This is a genomic window from Sphingomonas bacterium, from assembly GCF_028292945.1.
Classification (GTDB): Bacteria; Pseudomonadota; Alphaproteobacteria; order Sphingomonadales; family Sphingomonadaceae; genus Sphingomonas.
Window position 1 is genome coordinate 1 of the sequence record NZ_JAQGLJ010000068.1, and the last position, 11835, is coordinate 11835.

Genomic DNA, 11835 nt, shown 5'->3' on the forward strand with positions numbered 1-11835 from the left:
CGCCGTGTCATTCGACATCGGTTCGGCCCTTTTGGCTCGAAGGCGACTGGACGCACGAAAGCGCCGGCTGCCCGCAGGTGGACAGCCGCCGCTGACGTGCAGAGCGGGGAAGCGTCGGCGCTCAGGCGCAGACGCGAAAAAGCGCGGCCCTCAGGGAGGACCGCGCTGTCGCGGGTACCGGCGGCGGCCGAGCGGCCGCGCAAATGTCACGTTTTGATGGAACGCCTCTTCTGGCGCTTACGGGGGTAGCTTTCCTTCGCTACCAACATCGATCACCGTGGTTCTGCTTTGCGAAGCATTGGCATAGGTGGTTCGCCTGTGTTGGCTGAAGCCATGATCTCAGGTGACGCGAGTAGCGAAATACCTGATGGCGGCGGCGGCGGCGACCATGACCGTGGCCCCGGCGATGGCTGCGCCCTGCGTCTCGTCTTCGGTTCGCGCTGCGTCGAGCAGCGAGGAAGAGAGCGACCTGCGACAACAAGAAGGACGCGCCCACCGGCCCGTAACTCGGGTGGGGTGACCTGATGTGGTAATCGATGGAAAAGGGGTCGTGCGTGGCCCCTTTTTGCTAGGGGCGACGCCCGCGCGGCTGTGCCGCCAGCCGACCGATCAGCGCCGCGCTGCGCAGCGCCTGGCGGGGCAGGCTGGAAAGGTCGATCCACTCGCCGTCCGCATGCGCTCCGCCGCCGACCGCCCCTAGCCCGCCGAGCACCGCCACATCGGCGGCGACGAAGCCCGAATCGGCGGCGCCTCGCTTGTCGGGATCAAACTCGGGCATCTCTGGCAGGCCAAGCTCGACATTGACCGCGTTGAGCGTCGCCAGCAGCGCGCGATTGCCATCGGTGGGTGCGACGGGCGGTGTGGTGTCGTAGAATTCCAGCTTGGCCGACGTGCCCGGCAGGTTGTCGGCGACGATCGTGCCCATCCGCGCCCGCAGACGCGCATCCTGCTCTGGCGTGAGCGTGCGCAGGTCGCCGCGGGCGATGGTGGTCGAGGCGACGATGTTGGTCTTGCCGGTCGCGGTGACGGCCGTACCGCTGGCGTCGATCGCAGCGGGCGTGCCACCCGCCACCAGTCCGACGTTGAAGGTCGCATGCTGCTCGATCAATTCGCGCCGAAACGTGTCGAGGATGCGCGCCGTCTCGTAGATCGCGCCAAAGCCCAGGCTGCGGTTGAACACGCCAGACGAGTGCCCGGTGCGGCCGGTGACGGTCAGCTGCCAAGCGCTGCCGGACCGTCGGGCGATCGTCGCAAAATCCCGACCCCCTTCGGAGGCGACGTTCTCATATTCGAGCGCTGCATCGGCTTGCTTGCCCGCCGCGATCAGGTCGGCGCGCGCGGTGGCAGTGGGCTGGCCGGGGCGTTCCTCGTCGCCCGTCAGGACGACGGTGATGTCGGCGGCCTTGAGCGTGCCTGCCGCTCGCATCGCGCGCAACGCGCCGACGATCACGACCAGCCCGCCCTTGTCGTCGCCGATGCCTGGGCCGGTGGCGCGGGTGCCCTCCCGGCTGTAGCGCTGGAAGGGCGAGGACGGTTCGAACACCGTGTCGAGGTGGCCGATCAGCAGCAAACGCTTGCCTCGCTTGCCGCCGCGCTTCGTGGCGATGAGATGGCCGGAGCGCTTGGCCGCGCTCATGTCGACCCAGCGGACCTGGAAACCGAGTGGCTCAAGCTCCGCGCGCATGATGTCGCCGACGGCCTTTACGCCGGGGGCATTGAGCGTGCCGGAGTTCTGGTTGACCAGCCGCTCCAGCAGCGCCTCGTTGCGGGCGGTGTCCGCCGTGGTGGCGGCGCGGAGTCGGTCGGCGGGGATCGGCTGAGCCGTCGCGGCGGTTGCCAGGAGCAGGGCGGGGGCGAGGAGGCGGAGCATCGGTGCAGGGTAGCGGTTTTGCTCGCTCGCGAAAGGGTTGCCGATGGTCTGCCCCCTTTTTCCCTTCCCCGGCAAAGGCCGGGGCCCAGCCCCGAAAGGATTTCGGTGCGCGAGCACCGATCCGCGCCGTGCACCGAACTCGGCCCCGGCTTTCGCCGGGAAGGATTACAGACAGGCACGCCGTGAGCGACCGCGACGCGGCAAAGCCGCGCCGTGACGTCAGACCTCGCTTTGGCGAGGCAGGCCGATAGCGGCGGTGCCGCCAGCCGTACGGCGGCGGCACCGCGCGGGCGTAGCCGCGCTCAGCCGCTATAGTACATATCGTACTCGACCGGGCTCGGCGTCATCTCCCACCGCGCCACGTCGGCGTACTTGGTCTCGACATAAGCCTCGATCTGATCCTTCGAGAACACGTCCCCGCGTAGCAGGAAGTCATGATCCGCCGTCAGCGATTCCAACGCCTCGCGCAACGACGCGCAGACCGTAGGGACGTTCGCCAGTTCGGCGGGCGGCAGGTCGTAGAGGTTCTTGTCCATCGCCTCGCCGGGGTGGAGCTTGTTCTGGATGCCGTCCAAGCCCGCCATCATCAGCGCGGCATAGGCGAGATACGGGTTGGCGAGCGCATCGGGGAAGCGCACCTCGACACGCTTTGACTTGGCACCGGTGCCGTACGGGATCCGGCACGAGGCCGAACGGTTGCGCGACGAATAGGCGAGCAGCACCGGCGCTTCGTACCCCGGCACCAGCCGCTTGTAGCTGTTCGTCGACGGGTTGGTGAAGGCGTTGAGCGCCTTCGCGTGCTTGATGATGCCGCCGATGAAATACAGGCACATGTCGCTCAGGCCCGCATAGCCATTGCCGGCGAAACTGGGCTTGCCGTCGTTCCAGATCGAGAAATGCGTGTGCATGCCCGAGCCGTTATCTTCCTTGATCGGCTTGGGCATGAAGGTGGCGGACTTGCCATAGGCATGCGCGACCTGATGCACGACGTACTTGTAGATCTGCATCCGATCGGCGGTCTGCGTCAGCGTGCCGTAGGTCAGGCCCAGCTCGTGCTGGCCGGCGGCGACCTCGTGGTGATGCTTGTCGCAGGGCAGGCCCATCTCGATCATCGTCGAGACCATCTCGCCACGGATGTCGACGGCCGAGTCGACCGGAGCGACCGGGAAGTAGCCGCCCTTGGCACGCGGACGATGGCCCAGATTGCCGCCTTCATATTCGCGGCCGGTGTTGGTCGGCAGCTCGATGTCGTCGATGCGGTAGTAGCTGGTGTTGTAGCTGTTCTCGAAGCGCACGTCGTCGAACATGAAGAACTCGGCCTCGGGGCCGACATAGACGGTGTCGCCGATCCCGGTCTGCTTGAGATACGCCTCGGCGCGCTTGGCCGTCGAGCGCGGGTCGCGCGAATACAGCTCGCCCGTCTCGGGTTCGACCACGTCGCAGAACACGATCAGCATCGGCGTGGCCGAGAACGGGTCGGTATAGACCGCGTCCAGATCGGGCTTCAGCACCATGTCGCTCTCGTTGATCGCCTTCCAGCCCTCGATCGAGGAGCCGTCGAACATCAGGCCATCGTCGAACTCGTCCTCGCCCATCAGGCCGGCGACCATGGTCAGATGCTGCCATTTGCCCTTGGGATCGGTGAAGCGCAGGTCGACCCACTCGATCTCCTGGTCCTTGATCATCTTCAGCACGTCGGATGCGGTGTTCGGCATGGTGTTTCCTTCTTAGTCCCCCTTCCGCTTGCGGGAGGGGCTAGGGGTGGGAATGTCGTGGCGGGGAGGAGTAGGCCCACCCCCCGACCCCTTCCCGCTGTGCGGGAGGGGAGAGCTTTTCAAATCGCCGCGTCGTCGCGTTCGCCGGTGCGGATGCGGAGCGCCGATTCAACGGGGAGGACGAAGATCTTGCCGTCGCCAATGCGCCCGGTCTGCGCGGCGGCCGCGATCGCCTCGACGCAGCGTTCGGCCAGGCCGTCCTCGACGACGACCTCCAGCTTCACCTTGGGCAGGAAATCGACGACATATTCGGCGCCGCGATACAGCTCGGTGTGGCCCTTCTGCCGTCCGAAGCCCTTGGCTTCAGTGACGGTGATGCCGGACACGCCGATCTCGTGCAGCGCTTCCTTCACCTCGTCCAGCTTGAACGGTTTAATGATCGCCTCGATCTTTTTCACTCGTACTCCACCCTGACGCTCATGACCCGCCCGGCGGGCGCGTTGCACGGAACGTGCCAGCGAAGCGCAGGAGGGGCAATGGGGATTTGGGGCGACAGAGGTGCTGCAAATTCGGGCATGGTGGCGTGAGCTGCCTGTTCGGTTGGCATCCCTTCCCTGCGGAAGCCGCGACCCAGTCCGCGGCGAGGCCGGCTAGGCCCCGGCTTCCGCCGGAGAAGGCAAGCAAGAGCATACCTTCACGCCTGCTTCGCCAGCCACTCTTCCAGCCATTTGATCGTGTACGTGCCCGCCCGGAACTCGGGGTCCTCGATCAGGTCGCGGTGGAGCGGGATCGTCGTCGTCGGCCCCTCGATCACGAACTCCTCCAGCGCGCGGCGCAGGCGGGCGATGCAGCGGTCGCGGGTGGTGCCGTAGACAATCAGCTTGGCAATCATCGAGTCGTAATGCGGCGGCACCTTGTAGCCGGCGTACAGTCCGGAATCGACGCGGACGTGCATCCCGCCTGGCGCGTGGAACTGCTTCACCAGGCCGGGCGAGGGCGCGAAGGTGCGCGGGTCCTCGGCGTTGATCCGGCACTCGATCGAGTGACCACGGAACTGCACATCCTGCTGCCGACACGACAGCGGTTCGCCTTCCGCGATCCGGATCTGTTCGCGGACCAGATCGATGCCGGTGATCATCTCCGTCACCGGGTGCTCGACCTGCAGCCGCGTGTTCATCTCGATGAAGTAGAACTCGCCTGCTTCCCAGAGGAATTCGATCGTGCCCGCGCCGCGATAGCCCATGTCGGCCATCGCCTTGGCGACGATGCCGCCCATGTGCTCGCGGACCTCGGGCGTGATGACGGGGGAGGGGGCCTCCTCCAGCACCTTCTGGTGGCGGCGTTGCAGCGAACAGTCGCGCTCGCCCAGGTGGATGGCGTTGCCGTTGCCGTCGCCGAACACCTGGAATTCGATATGGCGCGGATTGCCGAGGTACTTCTCGAGGTACACAGTGGCGTCGCCGAACGCGGCCTTGGCCTCGCTGCCGGCCTGGCTCATCAACGTCTCGAGCTGGTCCGGGCTGGTGCAGACCTTCATGCCGCGCCCGCCGCCCCCGGATGCCGCCTTGATGATGACCGGGTAGCCGATGTGCAGCGCGATCTCCTGCGCCTCCACCACGTCGCTGACCGCGCCGTCGGAGCCGGGGACGAGCGGCAGGCCCAAGGCGCCGGCGGTGCGCTTGGCCTCCACCTTGTCGCCCATGGTGCGGATGTGTTCGGGCTTGGGGCCGACGAACAGGATGTCGTGCTGCTCGACGATGTCGGCGAAGCGCGCATTCTCGCTGAGGAAGCCGTAGCCGGGATGGATCGCGTCCGCGCCGCTGATCTCGGCGGCGGAGATGATGTTGGCGACGTTGAGGTAGCTGTCTGTCGCCGCCGCCGGCCCGATGCAGATCGCCTCGTCCGCCAACCGGACGTGCATCGCATCGGCGTCGGCAGTGGAGTGCACCGCGACCGTCTTGATCCCCATCTCGTGGCAGGCGCGGTGGATGCGCAGCGCGATCTCGCCGCGATTGGCGATCAGCAGTTTGCGGATCTTGCGCATTATTCGACGACGATGAGGGGTTGGTCGAACTCCACCGGCTGACCGTTTTCGACCAGTACCGCGGTCACCGTGCCGCCGCTGGGCGCGACGATCGGGTTCATCACCTTCATCGCCTCGACGATCAGCAGCGTGTCGCCGGCCGCGACCGTCTGCCCGACGCCGGCGAATGGCTTGGAGCCGGGATCGGACGAGAGATAGGCCGTGCCCACCATCGGCGAGCGGACCGCGCTGGCCGTGGTGGCGGGCGCAGAGGCGCCGGTCTCCGCCGCGACCGGCGTGCCGGCGGGCGGGGTCCCCTGAAGCGGGGCGGCATGATGCACGACCTGCGGCGCGGCCGACACCGACGCGGCGGTCCGCGCGACGCGGATGCGCACGCCCTCGTCCTCCACTTCGATCTCGGTCAGGCTGGACTGATCGAGCAGCTCGGCGAGCTGGCGGATCAAGTCGACGTCAACGGTGCGGTCTGGCATGGGCTTGTCCTGTCAGAACCGCGCGGCGGCTTCAAGCGCGAGCAGGTACGACAGCGCGCCAAAGCCCGCGATCGTACCGCGCGCCGCCTGGCCGACCAGACTGGTGTGACGGAAGGGCTCGCGCGCATGCGGGTTGGACAGATGCACCTCGATCACCGGCGTGCGCACCGCCTTGATCGCATCGTGGATCGCGACGGACGTGTGGGTGAAGCCGCCCGCGTTGAGCAGCACCGCGCGCGCGTCGCTCGCCTGCGCCTCGTGGAGCCAGTCGACCAGATGTCCCTCATGGTTCGACTGCCGCAGATCGATCTCCAGGCCGAGTACACGCGCGCGATCCTCCAGCCGGCCGGCGATGTCGTCGAGCGTATCCGACCCATAGACTTCCGGCTCGCGCGTGCCGAGCAGGTTCAGGTTGGGGCCGTTCAGGACGAAGATGGTAGGCATAAGGCGGCTTTCGGCTGGCAAAACTATGAGGAGGGTCTAGTCCGCCATTGTCCTAGCCCGAACAGAACGAGCGCACCAATGCCCCACACCGACGGCACTGTTTCCATCACCGTCAACGGCGAGCACAAGCGCGTCATGGCCGGGCTGACGTTGGCTCAACTGGCGACCGACATGGGGCTCGTGCCCGAAAAAGTGGCGGTGGAGCGCAACCTGGAGGTCGTGCCCCGGTCGACGCTGACGCAGGTATGCGTCGAGGACGGCGACGAGCTGGAGATCGTCCATTTCGTCGGCGGGGGCGATCACCAATCGGCGATCGGCACCGACACATGGACGGTCGCTGGTCGCACGTTCCGCTCGCGGCTGATCGTCGGCACGGGCAAGTACAAGGATTTCGCGCAGAACGCCGCCGCGCTGGAAGCCTCGGGCGCGGAGATCGTCACCGTCGCCGTGCGGCGCGTCAATGTCAGCGATCGCAACGCGCCGATGCTGACCGACTTCATTGATCCAAAACGCTTCACCTATCTGCCGAACACGGCCGGCTGCTTCGACGCGGACAGCGCGATCCGCACGCTGCGGCTGGCGCGCGAGGCGGGGGGCTGGGACCTCGTCAAGCTGGAGGTGCTGGGCGAGGCGCGGACCTTGTATCCGAATATGCGCGAAACGCTGATCGCCACCGAGGTCCTGGTCAAGGAGGGCTTCAAACCGATGGTGTACTGCGTCGACGATCCGATCGCGGCGAAGCAGCTGGAAGAGGCCGGCGCGGTGGCGATCATGCCGCTGGGCGCGCCGATCGGGTCGGGGCTGGGCATCCAGAACCAGGTCACGATCCGGCTGATCGTCGAGGGCGCAGGGGTGCCGGTGCTGGTCGACGCGGGCGTGGGCACCGCGTCGGACGCGGCGGTGGCGATGGAGCTGGGTTGCGACGGCGTGCTGATGAACACCGCCATCGCCGAGGCGAAGGACCCGATCGCGATGGCGTCGGCGATGCGGCTGGCGGTGGAGGCGGGGCGGCTCGCCTATCGCGCCGGCCGGATGGGGCGACGGCGGTACGCGGACCCGTCGAGCCCGCTGGCGGGACTGATCTGACCGGAACATCCACTCGGGCAAGCCGTTTAGTTTGGGTCAATTCCGATGCGAGGATGTTCCCGATGGGCGAGTTCACGGACAAGGTTTCGGCCGCTGCCAACAAGCTGGCCGGCAACGTCAAGGAAAGCGTCGGCGAGAGCAACCATGACGCCGGTCTGAAGGCCGAGGGCGAGGCCCAGCAGCTCAAGGGCACCGGCCAGGACATCAAGGGTTCGATCAAGGGCGCGCTCGGCGACAAGATCTGACCGGGCCACGGACCGAGATTTCAGGAGGCCGTTCCGGGTGACCGGGGCGGCCTTTTGCGTTAGCCTCTCCGCAAAACCAGGAGAGCGAGCATGACCGAATGGACCACCGTCGCCAGTGGGTTGCGCTTTCCCGAAGGCCCGGTGGCGATGGCGGACGGGTCGGTCGTGCTGGTCGAGATCGCCGAAGGCCGCATCACGCGCGTTCATCCCGACGGGACGACTGACATCGTCGCTACCCCCGGCGGTGGTCCGAACGGCCTGGCGCTCGGCCCCGACGGCAAGCTGTACTGCTGTAACAACGGCGGGTTCAACTACCTCGAGCGAAACGGTCATCTCACGCCCCACGGCCAGGCCGACGACTATTCCGGCGGACGTATCGAGCGCATCGACCTGGCGACCGGCGCGGTGGAGACGCTGTACCGCGACGGCGATTTCGGCTGCACGCTGCGCGGCCCGAACGACCTGGTGTTCGACGACGCGGGCGGGTTCTGGTTCACCGATCACGGCAAGACTCGCGAACGCCAGCGTGACGTCACCGGCATCTTCTACGCAAAGGCGGATGGCTCGATGCTGAAGGAGGTGATCTTCCCCAGCGAGAACCCCAATGGCATCGGCCTGTCGCCCGATGGCCGCACGCTGTACGCCGCCGAGACCTATACCTGCCGCCTGCAGGCGTTTCGCGTCACGGCACCCGGCGAGGTGGATCAGGCCGCCGGCCCAGGCGGCGCGGCAATGCCGCTGTATCGCCCGGCCGGGTACAAGTTCTTCGATTCGCTGGGCGTGGAGGAATGCGGCAACATCTGCATCGCGACGATCGGCGAGTGCGGCATTTCCGTCGTCTCGCCCGCGGGTGAGCTGGTCGACTTCGTGCCCACCGACGACGTGTTCACCACCAACATCTGCTGGGGTGGCGAGGACATGCGCGACGCCTATGTCTGCTGTTCGGGCTCGGGCCGGCTGGTCAAGGCGCGCTGGCCCCGACCGGGGCTGCGGCTCGCCCATGTCGGGTAGTCGCAGGTCAGCGTCGGTTCAGCCTCCGCGTGGCAAGGAGCGCGTCATGCGCACGATGATCTCCACCCTGCTCGCCGCGGTTGCCCTGGCTGCTCCCGCCGCCGCCGCGCCGCGTCAGTCCCCCGACGCCCGGTTGGCGACGTTGCTTGCCGGTCGCGAGGCGGGGAAGCCTACCGGCTGCATCTCGCCGCGCTGGACCAGCTCCAGCCAGATCATCGACGGCACGGCGATCGTCTATCGTGACGGGCGAACCTTGTGGGTCAACCGCCCGCGCTCCGGCGCGGAGGCGCTGCGCGACGATGATATCCTGGTCACCCGCCAGTTCGGATCGCAGCTGTGCAGGATCGACTCGGTCGAGTTGGTCAGCCGCGGGTCGACTTTCCAGCGCGGGTTCGTGATCCTGGGTGACTTCGTGCCCTATCGCCTGCCGCGCAGGAGCTAGGGCGACCGCGCTCGCTTGACCCTCGCGGCGGGGCGGCACTAAGCCCGTCGGCCATGAAAAAGCTTTTCCCCGATGCCGCCGCCGCGCTGGACGGCCTGCTGCACGACGGCATGACGATCTGCGCGGGCGGGTTTGGCCTGTGTGGCATCCCCGAGCGGCTGATCGACGCGATCCAGGCGAGCGGCGTCACCGGGCTGACGATCGCGTCCAACAACGCCGGCATCGATGGCGAGGGCCTGGGCAAGCTGCTGCGCACCCGACAAGTCGCCAAGATGATCTCCAGCTATGTCGGCGAGAACAAGGAGTTCGAGCGCCAGTATCTGTCCGGCGAGCTGGAGGTGGAGTTCTGCCCGCAGGGGACGCTTGCGGAACGCTGCCGCGCGGGCGGAGCGGGCATCCCGGGCTTCTACACCAAGACCGGCGTCGGCACGCTCGTGGCGGACGGCAAGGAAGTGAAGCAGTTCGACGGGGAAGACTATATCCTGGAACGCGGCATCCGCGCCGATCTCTCGATCATCAAGGGTTGGCGCGCGGACGAGAGCGGCAACCTGCAGTTCCGCAAGACTGCGCGCAATTTCAACCAGCCGATGGCGACCGCGGGCCGGATCTGCGTCGCCGAGGTGGAGGAGGTGGTACCCACCGGCAGCCTCGATCCCGACGCGATCCACCTGCCGGGCATCTATGTGAAGCGCATGATCGTCGGCGCGCCCTACGACAAGAAGATCGAGTTCAGGACCGTGCGGACGCGCGAGCCAGCCAGTGCTGCGGCAGGCAGCGAGGTATGAGCAAGCCGGTGCCGATCAATCTCGTGCCCCATGCCGCGTTGCTGGAAGACGGCCGCGAGTTCCTGCGCATGTGGGCGAAGACGGACGGCCCGATGGCGTGCTTTCTCAACCCCGCCCAGCTGGGTGCCGATCCGTTCCTGTTCGGCATGGCGCTCGCCGACGCGGTGCGGCACGGCGCGCGGGCGTGGGCGGCGGCGGTCAACGTGCCGGTCGAGCATGCGGAGGAGCGGATCTGGGAGGGGCTGGATGCCGAGCGCGCCAAGCCGACCGACACGCCGGGCGACCTGGCGCAGCCCGCCGACGCCGACGTCATCACCTACACCAGGCCACAGGACCTGAATTGATGGGCGAGGGCAGGCCGTGGCTGCTGGTGGCGGGTTCGCTCAGCGCTGCCGCGTCGGTGCTCCACCTGGTCTGCATCGTCGGGGGGCCGGACTGGTACCGCTTTTTCGGCGCGGGCGAGTCGATCGCGCGCGCGGCGGAGCGCGGCTCCTCGGTGCCGGCGCTACTGACGCTGGCGATCGCGGCGGTACTGGCAGTGTGGGCCGCGTTCGCCTTCTCCGGGGCCGGGCTGACTCGCCCGTGGCCGCTGTTGCGCACGGCGTTGGTGGCGATCACCGCGATCTACCTGGTGCGAGGCCTGGCGCTGTTCTTCCCGTCAGCGATGAGCCGACCGGACCTCTCGCCAGCCTTTCTGTTCTGGTCGTCGCTGGTGGTGCTGGCGATCGGCGTCGTCCATCTGATCGGTCTGTGGCGGACCTGGCCACATCTCAAGGGAATGCATTGATGCCATGGGACCGCAACCAGATGGCCGCCCGCGCCGCCAAGGAGCTGCGCGACGGCTATTACGTCAACCTCGGCATCGGCATCCCGACACTGGTGGCGAACAACATCCCCGCCGGCATGACGGTGACGCTGCAGTCGGAGAACGGGATGCTGGGCATCGGCCCGTTTCCCTATGACGACGAGGTCGATCCCGACCTGATCAACGCGGGCAAGCAGACAATCAGCGAGCTGCCGCAGACGGCGTATTTCAGCTCCGCGGACTCCTTCGCGATGATCCGCGGCGGGCATATCGACCTGACGGTGCTGGGCGCGATGGAGGTCTCCGAAGGCGGCGACATCGCCAACTGGATGATCCCGGGCAAGATGATCAAAGGGATGGGCGGCGCCATGGACCTGGTCGCGGGCGTCAAGCAGATCATCGTCGTGATGGAGCACACCGCCAAGGACGGCTCGCCGAAGTTCATCCCCAGCTGCACGCTGCCGCTGACGGGGAAGAACTCGGTGGACATGATCGTCACCGACCTGGCGGTGTTCTCGCGACCGGACCACGGTGCGCCGTTCCGCTTGGTGGAGCTGGCCGACGGGGTGACGGCGGACGAGGTGGCGGCGAAGACGACCGCGCGGTATGATGGCTGAATGATTGCGAACCAGCCCGAGAAGCCGAGATGGCAGTATCGCTTTGACAAGAATGTACTAGAAGAGCAGGGTATTGTTCTGGCGACTGTTACTCCGAAGAGCGTAATCAGGGAGGCCTTCGCCGCTAAGATCATTCGGAATGGTGACGTTTGGATGGAGGCGCTCGACGCCCGCAACAAGATGTCACATGTCTATAGCATTAAGGTGTTCGAACAGGTGATTGAAGACATTCGTGTCCGCTTTTTGGCCGTGTTCGACGACCTTCACATGGACTTGCTTGGTAAGGTGGTCGGTGAGCGCT

The 11835-nt window shown here is 66.9% G+C and carries 15 protein-coding genes; 9 read left to right on the top strand and 6 right to left on the bottom strand.

Features of this window, described 5'->3' with window-relative positions:
* Positions 1-568: 568 nt before the first annotated feature.
* From JWN21_RS08465 to aroQ, 6 genes are all read right to left on the bottom strand, one after another.
* The gene (locus JWN21_RS08465) at positions 569-1870 is read right to left on the bottom strand and encodes a M20/M25/M40 family metallo-hydrolase (protein WP_299648357.1); all 1302 of its coding nucleotides are present in this window, start codon (positions 1868-1870) and stop codon (positions 569-571) included.
* Between the two features lie 302 nt (positions 1871-2172).
* Positions 2173-3585 (bottom strand): type I glutamate--ammonia ligase, encoded by a 1413-nt coding sequence (glnA, locus tag JWN21_RS08470; RefSeq protein ID WP_299648360.1) that lies wholly within the window; start codon positions 3583-3585, stop codon positions 2173-2175.
* 119 nt (positions 3586-3704) lie between these two features.
* Positions 3705-4043 carry a P-II family nitrogen regulator gene (locus tag JWN21_RS08475; RefSeq protein WP_299648363.1) on the bottom strand — a complete coding sequence of 113 codons (339 nt, stop codon included), beginning with the start codon at positions 4041-4043 and terminating at the stop codon, positions 3705-3707.
* Between the two features lie 236 nt (positions 4044-4279).
* Positions 4280-5629, bottom strand: a complete 1350-nt coding sequence (gene accC / locus JWN21_RS08480) for an acetyl-CoA carboxylase biotin carboxylase subunit (RefSeq protein ID WP_299648366.1) — start codon at positions 5627-5629, stop codon at positions 4280-4282.
* Complete coding sequence (gene accB / locus JWN21_RS08485) at positions 5629-6099, bottom strand: acetyl-CoA carboxylase biotin carboxyl carrier protein (RefSeq protein WP_299648369.1); 471 nt, start codon at positions 6097-6099, stop codon at positions 5629-5631. Before accB ends, accC begins: the two co-directional genes overlap by 1 nt.
* A gap of 12 nt (positions 6100-6111) precedes the next feature.
* Complete coding sequence (aroQ, locus tag JWN21_RS08490; protein ID WP_299648372.1) at positions 6112-6543, bottom strand: type II 3-dehydroquinate dehydratase; 432 nt, start codon at positions 6541-6543, stop codon at positions 6112-6114.
* A gap of 78 nt (positions 6544-6621) precedes the next feature.
* Between aroQ and thiS the strand changes: the two genes are divergently transcribed.
* The 9 genes from thiS to JWN21_RS08535 all read left to right on the top strand — a co-directional run.
* Positions 6622-7629, top strand: a complete 1008-nt coding sequence (gene thiS / locus JWN21_RS08495) for a sulfur carrier protein ThiS (RefSeq protein ID WP_299648375.1) — start codon at positions 6622-6624, stop codon at positions 7627-7629.
* Between the two features lie 62 nt (positions 7630-7691).
* On the top strand, positions 7692-7874 hold the full coding sequence (locus JWN21_RS08500; RefSeq protein WP_299648378.1) for a CsbD family protein: 183 nt from the start codon (positions 7692-7694) through the stop codon (positions 7872-7874).
* A gap of 90 nt (positions 7875-7964) precedes the next feature.
* On the top strand, positions 7965-8885 hold the full coding sequence (locus JWN21_RS08505) for an SMP-30/gluconolactonase/LRE family protein (RefSeq protein ID WP_299648381.1): 921 nt from the start codon (positions 7965-7967) through the stop codon (positions 8883-8885).
* A 46-nt stretch (positions 8886-8931) separates the two neighbouring features.
* On the top strand, positions 8932-9327 hold the full coding sequence (locus JWN21_RS08510; RefSeq protein ID WP_299648384.1) for a hypothetical protein: 396 nt from the start codon (positions 8932-8934) through the stop codon (positions 9325-9327).
* A gap of 53 nt (positions 9328-9380) precedes the next feature.
* Positions 9381-10112, top strand: a complete 732-nt coding sequence (locus JWN21_RS08515) for a CoA transferase subunit A (protein WP_299648387.1) — start codon at positions 9381-9383, stop codon at positions 10110-10112.
* Entirely contained in the window at positions 10109-10456 is a 348-nt protein-coding gene (locus JWN21_RS08520; RefSeq protein WP_299648390.1) for a DUF5076 domain-containing protein, read from the top strand. Before JWN21_RS08515 ends, JWN21_RS08520 begins: the two co-directional genes overlap by 4 nt.
* Positions 10456-10899 (top strand): hypothetical protein, encoded by a 444-nt coding sequence (locus tag JWN21_RS08525; protein ID WP_299648393.1) that lies wholly within the window; start codon positions 10456-10458, stop codon positions 10897-10899. Before JWN21_RS08520 ends, JWN21_RS08525 begins: the two co-directional genes overlap by 1 nt.
* Entirely contained in the window at positions 10899-11534 is a 636-nt protein-coding gene (locus JWN21_RS08530) for a CoA transferase subunit B (RefSeq protein WP_299648396.1), read from the top strand. Before JWN21_RS08525 ends, JWN21_RS08530 begins: the two co-directional genes overlap by 1 nt.
* Positions 11535-11835: nucleotidyltransferase substrate binding protein (locus JWN21_RS08535; RefSeq protein ID WP_299648398.1), on the top strand; the 301-nt coding region annotated here is incomplete at its 3' end.

Excerpts from the sequence above, each read along its gene's own strand:
- JWN21_RS08510 (WP_299648384.1), top strand. The coding sequence starts at position 8,932 with ATGCGCACGATGATCTCCACCCTGCTCGCCGCGGTTGCCCTGGCTGCT.
- accB (WP_299648369.1), bottom strand. The coding sequence starts at position 6,099 with ATGCCAGACCGCACCGTTGACGTCGACTTGATCCGCCAGCTCGCCGAG.
- glnA (WP_299648360.1), bottom strand. The coding sequence starts at position 3,585 with ATGCCGAACACCGCATCCGACGTGCTGAAGATGATCAAGGACCAGGAG.
- JWN21_RS08505 (WP_299648381.1), top strand. The coding sequence starts at position 7,965 with ATGACCGAATGGACCACCGTCGCCAGTGGGTTGCGCTTTCCCGAAGGC.
- accC (WP_299648366.1), bottom strand. The coding sequence starts at position 5,629 with ATGCGCAAGATCCGCAAACTGCTGATCGCCAATCGCGGCGAGATCGCG.
- JWN21_RS08530 (WP_299648396.1), top strand. The coding sequence starts at position 10,899 with ATGCCATGGGACCGCAACCAGATGGCCGCCCGCGCCGCCAAGGAGCTG.
- aroQ (WP_299648372.1), bottom strand. The coding sequence starts at position 6,543 with ATGCCTACCATCTTCGTCCTGAACGGCCCCAACCTGAACCTGCTCGGC.
- JWN21_RS08525 (WP_299648393.1), top strand. The coding sequence starts at position 10,456 with ATGGGCGAGGGCAGGCCGTGGCTGCTGGTGGCGGGTTCGCTCAGCGCT.
- JWN21_RS08500 (WP_299648378.1), top strand. The coding sequence starts at position 7,692 with ATGGGCGAGTTCACGGACAAGGTTTCGGCCGCTGCCAACAAGCTGGCC.
- JWN21_RS08520 (WP_299648390.1), top strand. The coding sequence starts at position 10,109 with ATGAGCAAGCCGGTGCCGATCAATCTCGTGCCCCATGCCGCGTTGCTG.
- JWN21_RS08515 (WP_299648387.1), top strand. The coding sequence starts at position 9,381 with ATGAAAAAGCTTTTCCCCGATGCCGCCGCCGCGCTGGACGGCCTGCTG.
- thiS (WP_299648375.1), top strand. The coding sequence starts at position 6,622 with ATGCCCCACACCGACGGCACTGTTTCCATCACCGTCAACGGCGAGCAC.
- JWN21_RS08465 (WP_299648357.1), bottom strand. The coding sequence starts at position 1,870 with ATGCTCCGCCTCCTCGCCCCCGCCCTGCTCCTGGCAACCGCCGCGACG.